The 13,928-nt window shown below is 70.7% G+C and carries 9 protein-coding genes and 1 tRNA gene; 5 read left to right on the forward strand and 5 right to left on the reverse strand.

The genetic code is table 11. The features are described 5' to 3' along the window. Nucleotides 1-160 precede the first annotated feature (160 nt). On the reverse strand, nucleotides 161-3,520 hold the full coding sequence (locus ABZ635_RS10040) for an NACHT domain-containing protein (RefSeq protein WP_357761780.1): 3,360 nt from the start codon (nucleotides 3,518-3,520) through the stop codon (nucleotides 161-163). Between the two features lie 191 nt (nucleotides 3,521-3,711). Here ABZ635_RS10040 and ABZ635_RS10045 point away from each other — a divergent pair, with 191 nt between their 5' ends. The 4 genes from ABZ635_RS10045 to ABZ635_RS10060 all read left to right on the forward strand — a co-directional run bounded on the left by ABZ635_RS10045 (nucleotide 3,712) and on the right by ABZ635_RS10060 (nucleotide 9,644). Continuing rightward, entirely contained in the window at nucleotides 3,712-7,317 is a 3,606-nt protein-coding gene (locus ABZ635_RS10045) for a DUF4132 domain-containing protein (protein WP_357761782.1), read from the forward strand. Between the two features lie 401 nt (nucleotides 7,318-7,718). After that, nucleotides 7,719-8,048, forward strand: coding sequence for a hypothetical protein (locus ABZ635_RS10050; protein WP_357761785.1), 330 nt, complete (start codon nucleotides 7,719-7,721; stop codon nucleotides 8,046-8,048). After that, entirely contained in the window at nucleotides 8,048-9,157 is a 1,110-nt protein-coding gene (locus tag ABZ635_RS10055) for a zeta toxin family protein (protein ID WP_357761788.1), read from the forward strand. Before ABZ635_RS10050 ends, ABZ635_RS10055 begins: the two co-directional genes overlap by 1 nt. Nucleotides 9,158-9,320: 163 nt before the next feature. Next, nucleotides 9,321-9,644, forward strand: coding sequence for a hypothetical protein (locus tag ABZ635_RS10060; protein ID WP_357761791.1), 324 nt, complete (start codon nucleotides 9,321-9,323; stop codon nucleotides 9,642-9,644). 632 nt (nucleotides 9,645-10,276) lie between these two features. Here ABZ635_RS10060 and ABZ635_RS10065 read toward each other — a convergent pair. From ABZ635_RS10065 to ABZ635_RS10080, 4 genes are all read right to left on the reverse strand, one after another. Next, nucleotides 10,277-10,350, reverse strand: a tRNA-Val gene (locus tag ABZ635_RS10065). A gap of 49 nt (nucleotides 10,351-10,399) precedes the next feature. Continuing rightward, on the reverse strand, nucleotides 10,400-10,867 hold the full coding sequence (locus ABZ635_RS10070) for a peroxiredoxin (RefSeq protein WP_357761794.1): 468 nt from the start codon (nucleotides 10,865-10,867) through the stop codon (nucleotides 10,400-10,402). A 135-nt stretch (nucleotides 10,868-11,002) separates the two neighbouring features. Beyond that, nucleotides 11,003-11,428, reverse strand: coding sequence for a DUF3052 domain-containing protein (locus tag ABZ635_RS10075; RefSeq protein WP_357761797.1), 426 nt, complete (start codon nucleotides 11,426-11,428; stop codon nucleotides 11,003-11,005). A gap of 180 nt (nucleotides 11,429-11,608) precedes the next feature. Beyond that, nucleotides 11,609-12,016 (reverse strand): secondary thiamine-phosphate synthase enzyme YjbQ, encoded by a 408-nt coding sequence (locus tag ABZ635_RS10080; protein WP_357761800.1) that lies wholly within the window; start codon nucleotides 12,014-12,016, stop codon nucleotides 11,609-11,611. A gap of 128 nt (nucleotides 12,017-12,144) precedes the next feature. Between ABZ635_RS10080 and ABZ635_RS10085 the strand changes: the two genes are divergently transcribed. Continuing rightward, the gene (locus ABZ635_RS10085; RefSeq protein ID WP_357761803.1) at nucleotides 12,145-13,812 is read left to right on the forward strand and encodes an alkaline phosphatase D family protein; all 1,668 of its coding nucleotides are present in this window, start codon (nucleotides 12,145-12,147) and stop codon (nucleotides 13,810-13,812) included. Nucleotides 13,813-13,928: the final 116 nt, after the last annotated feature.

The raw sequence follows: 13,928 nt of genomic DNA on the forward strand, positions 1-13,928 counted from the left end.
TGGGAGGGGTGGGTGCGGGAGGGGTGGGAGGGCCGTAGGGGGTGAGACGAACGCAGGGTCGGCCGTGCCCGGGCTCGTGTGCGACCAGCGGTGACCGGTCACTGGATCACCGGTCACCGGTCACCGGTCACCGGTCACCGGTCACCGCACAGGATCATCCTCAGTGGACTTCTCGGATTCTCCCCGAGAACGCCTCCCGGTGGCTGACACTGTGACCGGGCCGGATGTGGACAACGAGGTTGTTCAGTGATGCCAGGGGTTCGAGGTCGATCTCGAATCCCACGTCCAGTAGAGAGAGCTCCCGCAGCGAGGGCAGTGCGGCCAAAGGTGTCAGCTCCGACAGCTTTGCGCATCCGTTGAGGTTGAGGAATTCGAGCCTGTCGAGGTTCACCGCCGCGTTCAGGTCTCGCACCGGTGAGTACGGCAGGCTGAGCTGTACCAGCTCCGACTGCTCCGACAGGAAGTCCAGATCGTCCACCACGTCCGTCCAACCGAAGTGGAGTCTGTCGAGACGGACGTCAGAAAAAGACTGGAGGTCCTGAGCCCAGTCACAACCGTTGAGGCTCAGTGTCCTGAGACGGGGAACCCTGGAGAACAGTTCGGACAGACGGCAGTCAAGGTTGGACTCGGCCACGGACAGACTGCGCAACCCACGGTGCAGAGGCAGAAGTTCCACATCGCCGAGGTGCTCGCAACCGAGAATCCAGAGGCCGTCGAGTTCGGGCTGACTCAACAACGGGGAGTAGTCCCGCACACGGTCGAGGGACAGCAGGTTCAGCCATCGGAGCCGAGGAAGTCGAGCGACGAAGCCCAGGTCGGGACGCCCGTTCATCATCAAGCTGAGTTCGCGCAACTCCGGCAGTTCGGTCAGTGGTTCGGCGTCCGCTTGGGGTGAGAGGGACAGTTGCAGGGACCGGATGCCGGAGCCGAGGCCGGGGAGTCGGCGAATGTCGGTGACGACGTCCGCCCCCAGTTCCAACCTCTCCATCCTCGGCAGTCCTTCGAGCAGGGCAAGGTCACCCAGGTCAGTTGCCCAACTGTGGAACCTCCTCAACTGACGCAGATGTCGCGCCGCCCTGATCTGGTCTCTGCTCCAGCACTCCACCTCGCCCACACCGGCCAGAGGCGCGTCGGCCAGCACCCTGCGGGCGTACGCGTCCGGTTCGAAGTAGCCCCACACCTCCTGCAACGCACGCTGGACCACCTCACGCCCGTCCTTCCGGTACCCCTCCCGCGCCAGGACCTCCAACGCCCGGTCGCCGTTGACCAGCGCCACCGCGTGCACCGTCGCCTTCGCCTGGGCGTCCGTCAGCCCCGCCAGGCTCTCCGGCAACCGGTCGAGCACCCGCTCCCCCGCCGTGGACAACGACCGGGCCGTCGCCAGGTCCCGGGGCGGGAGCAGGTCGTCCACGCACCCGTCGATCGCCTCCCGCAGCGCCACCGGCACCGTGGGGGCGGTCTCCAGGCACGCCGCCACCAGCAGCTTGAGTGTGCGCGCGTGCTGCGGTTCCGCGTCGATCCTCGCCAACACCCCGCCGAGCAGCTCCTCCAACTGCGGCCGGTTGGCGTGCCCGGCGGCCATGACGACCGTCTCCCGCCAGCTCGGCAGGTGGGCCTTGCGCACCAACAGCTCGACGTCGTGGTCGTAGACCGCCTGCTTGGCGGTCAGGTACTCCTGCACGGTCCGGTGCACGAAGTCCACCCGGCCCTCCACCGGTTCCCGGAGCGTCCCGGTGCGTTGCAGCAGGAACTCCGTGACCGCCCGCGGCTCGCCCCGCACCCCCGGCATGGTGGACAGGCGCTCCTCCACCTGCCGGAGCACCACGGCCGTGGGCAGCTCGGAGCGCTGCGACAGCGACAACCGCCACGCCAGGTCCTGGAGCAGCCGCAGCTTCTGCCCGTAGTCCAGTTCGACGTCGCGGAAGGACGGGATGTCGCGCTCGTCGTCACGGCGGTCGAGCAGCATCTCCAGGGTGGCCGCGTACAGTCCCATCCGGTCCCGGGGCAGCCGTGTCCGGTGGTCCAGGTTCAGCGCGCACAACATCGCCGCCAGCAGCGGGGTCGCGGCCAGGGAACGCAGGTGGGGCGCCCCCTCCAACCTCGCGAGGAGCGACGACTCGTAGCCGGGCAGGTCCTCCACCGCGCACGGCAGCTGGGGCACCTCCGCCATGGCCCGGTGCCACTGGCGGACGAGTTCGCGCAGGTCGGAGGGGCCCATGGGTTCCAGGTGCGCGGTCGTGAACCCCTCCGCCGCCAACCAGCGGGCGCTGGCCGCGGCCGGGCGGCTGGTGACGACCACCCGCACCCCGGGATAGGCGGCCAGCAGGTCGCGCAACCAGTTCGGCACCTTCCTGCGCTGCGCGGTGGAGAGTTCGTCGACCCCGTCCACCAGCAGCAGCGCCCGCCCCGACAGCAGCCGCCGGTGCACCCACCCCCGGGGCATGAGGCCCGCCAGGGGGTCGGCGGTGCCCTCCAGGAACCGCTCCGGCCCGGGCAGGTCCCCCCGCGCGTGGCTGCGCAGCTTGACGAGGAAGGGCGTGCACCCGTTCCACTCCGCCAGCTCGCCGTCGAACCCCTCGCGGACGGCGGTGATCGCCAACCAGCGCAGCAGGGTGCTCTTACCGGAACCCGCCTCACCCCGGACCAGTGTGCGCCGGGCGTCGCCCAGCGCGCTCTCCACCCGCATGGTGGCGGTCCCGGGCTCCTCGGCACCGGCGTCCTCTCCGGACAGCGACAGGTGCCCCCGGCCGTCCCCGTCATGGCCCCGGCGCCGTGCCCGGGCGGACACCGACAGGCTGATGTAGGCCACGCTCAGGGAGGTGCGGGGGCGGTACCGCTTGACCTGGACACCGAACAGCTCCACGGTGTCGAGCACCTGGCTGACGTGCCGGGTGTAGCGGCGGTCGAACTCCGCGTCGTCGTCCTCGCCCTCGGGGGCGTCCAGGGTGCGCCGGGGTATCCGGGCCAGGGCGGCGGCGACCTGCTCGGAGAGGCCGGTCAGCCGCGACAGCGTCTCGGCGGTGGCGCGCGGGGTGAACTGCGGCAGGGTCACGACGATCTGGAGCAGGTCGTCGCAGCACTCCTCCAGGAGCACGTCGAACATCCGCGCACCGGCCTCGCCCAACTCCCGCACCAGGTGTCCACGCGGTATCCGGGAGCGGATGCGGCGGACCAGCTCGGCCGGGTCGGCGTCGGCGCCGAGCACCGCCTGGTCGGTCAGGTCGGCGCGTTCCAGCGTGTCGGAGAGCTCGGCCAGGACGGCGGCCCGGTCGGCGTCGTCCAACCCCCGGAACTCCTGTTCGCAGAGGGGTTGGAGACGTTCCATCACGGCGAGGGTGATCCCGTCCAACTGGTGTTCGACCTTCCGCCGCGCGAGCACGTCGCGGAAGGTGATCCGCATGAGCTCCGTGAGGTCCTTGTCCCGGTCCGCGGCCGCCGACCTCTGGGCCAGCCAGGCCCTCCCGGCCCTGCTGCCGACCGTTCCCGCCGCCTTCAGCGCGGCCGTCTCCCATGCCACCATGCGTGTCCCTGGGTCCGTCTTCCATTGGGGGGTGCGCCGGGCCGGAAGGCTGCGATCCCTTACGGGAGCGCCGTCGCGGGCCGACGGAACCGACTCTAGGGGGTGCCGCCCCGCCCCGCAGGAGCAACGCAGAACGACCCCGAACCGGCCGAGGCGGCCCGGATCACGATGTGTCACACCGTTCTGCCAACATGCGACCCGTCTGCTCGCGCGGGCGCCACGCCGGGCACACGAGCACCTGGGGGCGCACGACCGCGCACACCGGCCACGGGCACGCGGACACCACGAACGCAGGGAGCGGCATGGGCTGGATCACCGTTGGCGACGGATACACGGCGTGCGTACGGGGTGAGGGCTCCGGTTCCACGGTGGTCTGCCGCAACCCCAAGGGGCGGGAGCTGGCCCGTGTGCCCGCCTCCCTGCGCGCGGACCCCGGCGTCGTGGCCCTGCGTGACCTGCGCACGCACCTGGTGGGCCACGAGGAGGAGGTCCGCGACCTGGTCCGGACGTGGGTGCTGCGCTCGCTGCCGGTGCCCACGGCCCTCCTGGCCGCCGTCTGGCCCGACCCGGTCTGGCGTCGGGCACTGCGCGACGTGGTGGTCGTCCCCGACGAGGACGGTTCCGGCCGCGGAGCCCCCGGCCTGCTCCGTGACGCCGGGGACGCGGGCTCGATCGAACTCCTGGATCTGGACGGCGTCCCCTTCCGCTCCTCGGCGGTGACCGTCTCCCTGCCGCACCCGGTACGGCTCGGTACCGACCTCACCGGGTGGCGTGCGCTGGCCGACCGGGACGGCTCGGCGGACGCCTCCCTCCAGCTCGGCCGCGCCGTGTGGCGGCGCCCGGACGACCTGTCCCCCGACGCACGCGATGTCGGTCTGAGCACCTCGTTCTCCTACGACTACGGCGCGACCTTCGAAAGACGCGTCAACCGGCTCCGGGGACGCGTCCGCGACGAGAGGGCGCACTTCCGGCTGTACGGGGCCGATCACCGCGACGGCCCGATCCCGGTGACCCTCGACCTGCGCTGGCAGGGCCCGGAGGCCCTGGTGGGCGTGTACGACCTCGCCTGGCACGTCGCGGCGGGGCCCGTGGACGACGTCGCCTGGTCCGAGGGGGTGAACCTCCTCATGGAGCTGTACCGGGAGAGTTCGACCGCCCGGGAGAACCACCCCGATGGGGCGCCCCGGCAGGTCGCGGGCCATCCGCACCGCACCCGCGACCGCGTCCCCGTGGCGTCCGGCACCGTGCTGGGTGACCGGGCCGAGCTGCTCCGTGCCGAGGGGGTGGCACCCGCCCCCGCTCTGCGCGGGGAGGATCGTCTGGTGGCGCTCGGACAGTCGCACCCGGCGCTGGACCACCAGGTCGTCGCGCTCGTCCCCGAGCACTCGGTGTCGGGAAGACTCGCCGCCGGAGGCACCATGGGGCTGGTCCGACGGTTCGAGACCAAGGTCGGCGCCGCACGGAGCCGCGCACCGGAGTTCCTCGCGGCCGTGGCCGCCCGCCACCCCGAACTCGTCGACCGGGCGGTCGCGCTCCTGCCACTGCTGCGCGCCCAGACGGAGATCGCCGACTCCAAGCCTGGTCGAGCCCGCAAGGCCCTCACCGCGGCCTCCGACGAACTGGCGGCCACCGCTCCCGCTCTGCGCCCCCTCTTCCTCGACGAGTGCGCCCGGCTCCTCGCCGAGGCCGGGAACGCCGTCTACGCGACCGGGTTCCACGACCAGGCCAGGACGGTAGAGCGGGAGCTCGGCGACGTGGACGAGGACGCGGTCGTCCTCGCCTACGCCCGGTTCCCCGTCCCCGGGGCACTCCCCCGGACGCTGGCCTCCCACGCCAAGGCCCTGGGCGAGCGGCTGGACCCGGCTCAGGCCTACCGCCGCCACCGAGAGCTGGTGATCGCGTGGTGCGAGAACCACGACCGGGCCTCCAAGGAGCTGGCCACGGGGTGGACGGCCCTGGCCCAGGCGGCGGGCATCGTCCCGGGAAGCACCGGAAGCGACGATCCCGAGGCCGACCGGCGCGCGGTCCGTGCCCTGCTCGCCAACGGCTCCCTGGCGTTGGCACCGGCCAGGACCTGGACGGCGCTGCTGCCGCTGCTGCGCACGATGGTGGCCGAGGACCCCCGGGTGGGCAGGGACCTCACCCTCCAGGTCCCGGCGCCCTCCGGGGGTTCGGCCCGGGCGAAGGCGACCGCCGCCGCGCTGTGGGCCCGCGTCCTGCGGGAGACGGGGGTGACCGAGCCCTTCGGGGACAGGTCGGGGATCACCGGGGGCGAGGTGCGGGCCTGGGCGAACGCGTTCCTGGGCACGTACGCGGGGATGGCGGAACCGGACGCGGGGGTCCGGGAACCCCTCCGGCGGGCCGGGGAGGCGCTGCGGGCGGCGGGCCTGACAGCGGACGCCGCACCGCTGCTGTCTCCGGTCAGCTGGCACGAGGTCCAACCTCTGCGCAGCCTGGACTTCGTCGTGTCCTGTGGGCTTCCGCTCAGCGGCCACGGCTTCTCCGAGACACACGAGCAGCTGGGACTGAACCCGGTGTTCCTGCACAGCTGGCTCCCTCTGGGCACCGGGCCCCTGGGGCTCGACGCGCTCGCGGCCGACCCGGAGTGGCGTCAGCACTTGAGGTGTGCGGTGGAGGGGACCGCCCGGTTCGCCCACACCGCTGGTTTCGGGCGTTCGAAGGGCTCCCTCATCCCCGAGGACGCGCGCCCCCACGAACTCCAGTTCCGGGATCGGTACGCGCGGTACGCGGGGGCGGTCGTGCGGACTCCCGGCGTGTCGGACGTGGTCGACGACATCCTCAAGGACCACGGGAGCGGGATGTCCGAACCCGGCACTCCCGGGCTCCCCACGGTGTACGCGGCCGTCCACGCCGCCGAGCGGTTCCTGGAAGTGGACCCCCCGGACCGGGTCGTGGAGCGGGCCGCGCCGATCCTGGCCGGTGTCCGCCCGGCGGAGTCCCTGGCCACCACTCTGCGGGGCGGGGTGGCCGACGAACTGTACCTGCCCGCGCTGGAGGAGCTGCCCGAACCCGCGCACTCGTGCCGCCTGGAGGAGGGCGGGCCCGACCTGTACCTGGTCAACAAGGGCGACGCCTTCGGCGCCGGGTACACCATGAGGCAGGTCCGGACCGATCGCCTCGGCCCGGTCCTGGCGACCTACTCGTCGACCTATCTGGAACGCCGGTGGTGTTCGGTGTGCCTGTCGGCCCTGCTCGCCGGGGACACGGCGTACGAGAGGTGCGAGCACGAGCGAGCCGAGGGCCCGGGCGAGGCCACCGAGGAACGCTTCCGCTTCCCCGGCACCGAAGAGGTCACGGTCCGTCGGGCGGGCCCGGTCCACCAGGAGGTGGTGGACGACCGAGGCCGGGTGCTGGCCGCCTTCCGGATCGGTCGCAGCGCCTCCGGCGGCAGCATGGGCGTCGGGGCGTACTGTCACCGCTACGCGGCCGGGACGGGGCTGGTACCGCCCCCGGGCTGGTGGCGGAGCATGAGCGTGCGGGACGAGAAGGGGTCGGCTGTGCTCCGCGCCGTGGACACCGACCTGGCCGCACGGCTGCTGGCGTCCGTACCGCAGGACCTGGGAAGACGGATCGTCGCGGCCACCGACGCAGGCGAGCCGAGGGACTCGAGGACACCCGACCGGCCGCAGTGCGTCGCGGAACTCGACGCCCTCGTCCGCGCCCACCTGCCCGGCATCACCGCCGACCCCCTCGTCGCGGGGGTCACCGCGCTGGTGTGGACGGCTGTGGAGTGCCGCGAGCGGACGGCGGCCCTGAGGCGGCGCTGGGGGCTCTAGCAGGGGCGCCGGGGCGGAGCGGGTCGCGCCGAAGGCCCCCTCCGCCCCCGTCCGCGTGGGTGAAGAGCCACGCCAGGGCCCCAGCCCGGCGACTGCACCCCCCAGACGTCTACCGCCGCCCCTCTTCTTTCGTGTCGCCCCCGGGGCTCACCGGTCCGGCCGGGACGTGTCCCCGGCGGGCACGGCGCCAACCCGCCACGACCGGCCCCGCGCGCGTCGGCGGGTCCCCGCTCTCCCGGAGAGGAGTTCCGCGCCGGAAAGGTGAAGAGTGAGACGACGGCTCACATTTCGCGATCGTCCCGGATTCACCGAACCACCATCGACGTCAGAGCACCCCCATCAGGAGGAAAGACAGTTGATATTATCAACACGTCTTTCGACCGGCGAGGAGCCTGCCCCCCGTGAACAACACAGGAGAGGGACGCACGAGCGACCCCTCCCCCAGACGCACCCGCCCTTCCCCGCCAGTGGGGATGGAACTCATGGAATACCTCCACCTGACGGAGAAAGCCGAATCCTACATCAGGATGGTCGGATACCTGTACTCCGATCTCGCCCTCACCGAAAAGGACCCGGAGAAGAAGAGGGAATACGACGTCGAGAGCAAGCGGCACTCCGGACTCCTGAAATCCATGGACTGGATGGAAACGAGCACGGCCAAGACCGTTGTGGCGAGATACCCGGAGCTCATCCAGGCACTTCGTACGCGACTCAGTGAGAGCAACGTCTGATGTTCGGCAGGAAGCGCCGGGAAGCCGAGATCTTCCATGCGCGCAAGAGAACCCGGATCGAGAACCTGGTTCCCGCAGACGCACCCAACCGCCGGGCGGGCGAGCGACCACAGCTCGTCCTCGTCACGGGCCAACCGGGCGCGGGGAAGTCGACGGTCCAGAGAAATGTGGTGTGCGCCCTCGGGCCTTCGGCGGCCTCGTACGACTCGGACGACAACGCCGAGATCCATCCGCGCTACACGGAGATCATGCGCGAGTACGGCCTCCAGGGCCAGACTGCCGTGGAGCGCGAGCTGCCCGGTTCTCTCCATGGAGAGCTGCTCGGCCACCTCTGCGGCGCTACGGGCGGACCGAAGTACGACGTGGTCGCGAGCTTCCCCTTCGCCCGACCGGAGGGTGTCACATCCTGGCTCCGCCCGTTCAGTGCCCGAGGGTACGGGACAACGGTCGTGTTCACCGCGACCCACGAGTCGAACAGTGTGCTCGGCATCGCCCACCGTTATCAGAAGGACCGTGATGACGCTCTGAAGGGATACGGGCGGTGGGTGGAGCCCACTCTGCACGATGTGGTCTACGCGGAGAGCCCGCCCCTGGCCCACGCACTCGAATCCACGGGCCGGGTGGACCACATCTACGTGGTCAACCGCGACGCCGAGGTGCTCTACGAGAACCACCGTGGCGCGGACGGGACGATGTCGGAGCCTCTCGGGGCAGCGAAGGCGATCGTCCAGGAGCGCATCAGAGCCCCCACCCCGAAGGAGATCAAGGACTTCGACTCCGCTGTCGCCTACATGCGCAGCACCGACCCCGAGGTGCGCCCCCTACCCCTCGAGGCCGTGGTCACAAGGGGCGTCTACTTGGCGGAGATGGACCACCTGGACCTGCGTCGCAGAGGGAAGAGAGGGGCGGAACCCCGCAAGACGCTCGGCGCGGCACTGGAAGAACAACTACGGCAGGCGCCCGGTTCGGAAAGGTCGGCCACGGCGGCGAAGCTCTCGCACATGGCCCGAAAAGAGCAGCCCTCCCCGAACGCGAACGGTCCCGCGCGACGGGCGCGAGGCACCATGGACCCGGGAGAGCAGAAGTCGAACGATATGAACGGACCATGAGATAGCCCCACGTCGATCACGACGATTCCCGGTCGGCCACCCCGCCCCAATCATGAGCCCTCCAAGCCCGACCCAATGAGAAAACGGGACCACGGAGCCCAGCCAAGGTCGAACCAGAAACTGGCAATATGGACACGTCACCAATACCCAACAAGAAGGCACCGTGAACAACAATAAGGACAACCAAAACGAACCCACCAACAAGTCTCTCCCTCACCCACCCGAGGGAATGGAACTGATGGACTACCTGCAGATGAAAGAGGACGCGAAAGACTACATCGAGACGGCGATGTATGTGTACTCGAACCTGGCTTTCAAGGAAGTTGACTCCGAGAGGAAGGAGAAACTCCAGAAGGAAGGCAACAGGCATGCCGATCTACTGAGATCCAAGACGTGGATGGATGTGGACGTGGCGCGGCCGATTGCGGCGAAATATCCCGGCCTCATCGAACGGCTCCGCGAGATGAATGATCGCAACCACCCATGAGTCGAACAGCTTGCTGGGCGGCGCCCACCGCTACCAGCGGCGACGCGACGACCCATCGCGGGGATACGGTCGATGGGTCGAAGCCGCAGCACACGATTCGTCCTATGCCGAAGGCCCCCGCATCGCCGACGAACTCGAATCCACGGGCAGGGTGGCCCACATCGACGTGGTCAGCCGTGACGGTGGAGTCCTCTACGAGAACCACCGTGGTCCGGACGGTGCCAAGAGCGACCCCCTGGGGGCCCGCGAGGCGATCGTCCGTGAACCCGAGAGGGTTCCCACCCCCGACGAGACCGAGCGTTTCGACAAGATCGTCTCCTACATGCGCGGCACCGACCCCGAGGTGCGCACCGAGCCCCTCGATGGCATGGTCGAAATGGCCGTCGACTACGCGAAGCAGGACCACCGGGAACTGCGCCGCTCGGGGTGGGCGGGCCGGAGACGACCACGCCTCTCCGGTCCTCTGATGGCTTGGAGACGGCGTGCGGCCCTTCCGTGCGAACCGGGGGCCTCACCAGCCCCCGATCGCGCCTGCCGGGCTGCTGGGAGCATCCCCGGCGTCCCGGGGGCGCGGTCACCCCGAAACGACGAAACGACCCGGCGGGCGAACCGCGGGTCGTTCCGGAGTCGGGTGGGCGCGAAGGGACTCGAACCCCTGGCCTATTGCTTGTAAGGCAATTGCTCTAACCAACTGAGCTACGCGCCCGATGCGTCGCGAGAGATCATACCGCTTCGCGGTGGTGTCCGCGCCCGTATTATCCCGCCAGGTCCCGGGCACGGGCCACGTACTCGTCGACGTCCCGTGGACGGTCCACGGGTGTGCGCACGGACCAGCGGACGACGCCCTCGGCGTCGATCAGGAAGGTACCCCGGCGGGCCACGCCCCGCTCGTCGTCGAAGACCCCGTAGGCCCGGGCCGTGGCGCCGTGCGGCCAGAAGTCGGACAGCAGCGCGAACGGGAACCCCTCGGCGTCCGACCAGGTGCGCAGCGCGAAGGTCGAGTCGACGGAGACCGCCAGGACCGTCACGCCCAGTGCCGCGAGGTCGCCGTGGCGCTCGCGCAGGTCCGCGAGTTCCCCGGAGCACACTCCGGAGAAGGCCAGCGGGTAGAAGACCACGAGCACGGGGCCTCCCCGCAGGGAGCCCAGGACGGTGTCCTGCCCGTACTGGTCGCGAAGGCTGAACTCGGGCGCCCGTGCGCCCGCGGTGACGGTGTCGGTCATGCTCGTGTCCGTGTCGTCCGGCCCGTGCGGGCCGGGTCCGGCGCCCGCCGGTCGGCGGGCGCCCCTCAGCGCCGCGCGTCCGTGTCTGCCGGGACGCGCGACGCCGGACCTCTCACCCTGTGCGGGTGGTGTCCGTCACCGCTTGGGAACGACCAGGCGGGTGCCCGACCAGTCGGCGCCGATGCTGACCGCGCTGGTCTGCGACAGGCCCGAGGTGGTGGCGGCCTCGGCCACGTCGTTCGGGGACACGTGCAGTTCACGACCGGCCTTCGGGGTCAGGACCAGGATGGTCCCGCCGTCGGCGATGGTCGTCACCGTGTCCATCAGAGCGTCGGTGAGGTCGCCTTCCTCGTCGGAACGCCACCACAGCAGTGCCGCGTCGACGTCACCGTCGTAGTCCTCGTCGACCAGCGCCTCGCCCGTGAGTTCGGCGATGGATGCGCGCAGTCCCTCGTCGACGTCGTCGTCGAACCCGAATTCCTGCACCACCTGACCCGGCTTGAATCCGAGTCGGTCAGCCAAGCCGCGTTCGCTTTGTGCCTGGCCCGCGGTCGCGCTCACGAAAGTTCTCCTCCACAGATGGTTTTTCTCAATCTTGCCTGCACGAAGCAGTTGTCACAACGATGCCGGGCTTCTTCGTCGCCCGTCACGTGGGTCCGTAACCATCGCTGATGGCCTAGTTCACACGCTAGTGGCATATCCCGTCAACGCGCGGCCGAACCCGGCCCGCGTCGAATCCGCTCATCCGGACTCCAGGAGGGACAGCCGGACCTGCCGGTCCGGGTTGTCCACGTTCAGGTCCACGATGGCGATGGACTGCCACGTTCCCAGTTCGAGTCTGCCGGATAGTACTGGCACCGTGGTCTGCGGCGCGACGAGGGCCGGCATCACGTGCGAGCGTCCGTGCCCCCGGGAGCCGTGGCGGTGGCGCCACCGGTCGTCGGCGGGCAGGAGGTCGTCGAGGGTGGCCAGGAGGTCGTCGTCGGACCCCGCGCCCAGCTCGATGATCGCCACGCCCGCGGTCGCGTGCGGGACGAAGACGTTGAGCAGGCCGTCGCCGCTCCCGGCGACGAAGTCGGCGCACCGCGCGGTGATGTCGGTGATGCCCTCCGTCCCACCGGTGTGCAGCTCAAGGATCTGTGTCCGCATAGCGACACCTTCGCGCAGGCTGGCCCCCGGTGCAACCATCACCCGGGAATCCGCGGGTGAACGAAGCGTCCTGAAGAGGCCATACTCCTGCTTGACGTGTGTGAAACTGGACGAAAGAAGGGATAAGGGTGACTGTCTCGTTACTTTTGGGGCCCGTGCTACGCCACGTGGGCCCCGCCACGGCGACGGTGTGGGTGGAGACGGACGCCCCCTGCGACGTCCGGGTCCGTGTGGACGGCGCTCAGGTCTGGGCCGCCCGTACCTTCACGGTCCACGGCCACCACTACGCCGTGTGCGAAATCGAGGGCCTGGCTCCGGGTTCCGTCCTCCCCTACGAGGTCTTCCTCGGTGAGGACCGGGTGTGGCCCGAGCCCGACAGCCCGCTGCCGCCCAGTGTCCTGCGCACGCTGTCGCCGGACGCGCCGACGCGCCTGCTGTACGGTTCCTGCCACACGCCCACCGGTGACACCCCCGAGGGCCTGGTGCGCTACGGCCCCGACATGCTCCGTGCGACGGCCCGTCGGCTGTCCCGCGAGGACCCGACATCCGACAACCTGGTCCTGCTGCTCGTCGGCGACCAGGTGTACGCCGACGAGGTCCAGGAACCCATGCGGGCGTATCTGCGGGAGTCCCGGGGCGGGAGCGACCCGGACGGCGCGCCCGAGGACGAGGTGGTGCGCTTCGACGAGTACGCCGAGCTGTACCGCCAGGCGTGGTCCGACCCCCAGGTGCGCTGGCTGCTGTCGACGGTCCCGACGCTGATGGTCTTCGACGACCACGACATCCGCGACGACTGGAACACCTCCGCCGCGTGGCGCGCGCGGATGGACGGACACCCGTGGTGGCGCACCCGTGTGACCAGCGGTATCGGCGCCTACTGGGTGTACCAGCACGTGGGCAACCTCTCACCGGACGCCCGTGCCAAGGACCCGCTGTGGGCCGCGGTGCGCGACCACCGCGAGCGCGGCACCGACGCCCGGGACACCGTGGACGCGTTCGCCTGGCGGGCGCACGAGGAGCCCTCCGCCTACCGTTGGAGCCACCGGCACGACGTGGGCGGCGTGCGCGTCCTGGTGGCCGACACCCGCTGCGGCAGGTCCCTGGGCGAGGACGACCTCCCCGGGGGCTCTCGCTCCATCCTGGGCCCGGACGGACACGAATGGCTGGACCAGCACCTCACCGGCGGCCCCGACCACCTGGTGGTGGCCTCGACCGTCCCCGTGCTGCTGCCGCCCTCGGTGCACCACCTGGAGGCCTGGAGCGAGGCGGTGTGCGCCGGAGCCTGGGGCTCCGCTGCGCGCGGACCCGCCGAACGTCTTCGGCAGGCTCTGGACCTGGAGCACTGGGGCGCGTTCCAGTACTCGTTCCACCGCCTCGCGAACGCCGTCCTGGACGTGGCCCGCGGCGGTCGCGGACCGGCGCCCGCCACGGTGCTCCTGCTCGGCGGGGACGTGCACTTCTCCTACCTGGCCCGGGCCCGGGCCCGGGCGGGCGAGACGGGTGCGCGGGTCGCGCAGCTGGTCTCCTCGGCGCTGTGCAACCAGCTCTCCCCGAACCTGCGCCGCGCCGCGACGCTGTCCGCGAGCTGGCCGCTGCACCTGGCGGGCCGGGTCCTGACCCGGCTGGCGGGGGTGCGCCGCTCTCCGCTCTCGTGGGCGCTGGACGAGCGGCCGTACTTCGGTAACACCATCGGCGAGGTCGTCTTCGACGGCCGTGAGGCCGAGGCCCGCTGGTACCACTGTCCGCAGGGCGGGGACGACGCCCTGCCCGAGGTCCGGCGGCGCGTGCGCCTGTGAGGCCCCTTCCGCCCGAACGGCCGCGTCCTCGGGGAGCGGCTCCGATCATGCTGGTCGTCGGTGTGTACGCCATCGTGTTCGGTGTCGTGATGGCGGTCGCGGGCTTCCAGCTGCGC

The sequence above is a fragment of the Nocardiopsis sp. NPDC007018 genome, assembly GCF_040635075.1.
In the GTDB taxonomy this organism is placed as follows: Bacteria; Actinomycetota; Actinomycetes; order Streptosporangiales; family Streptosporangiaceae; genus Nocardiopsis.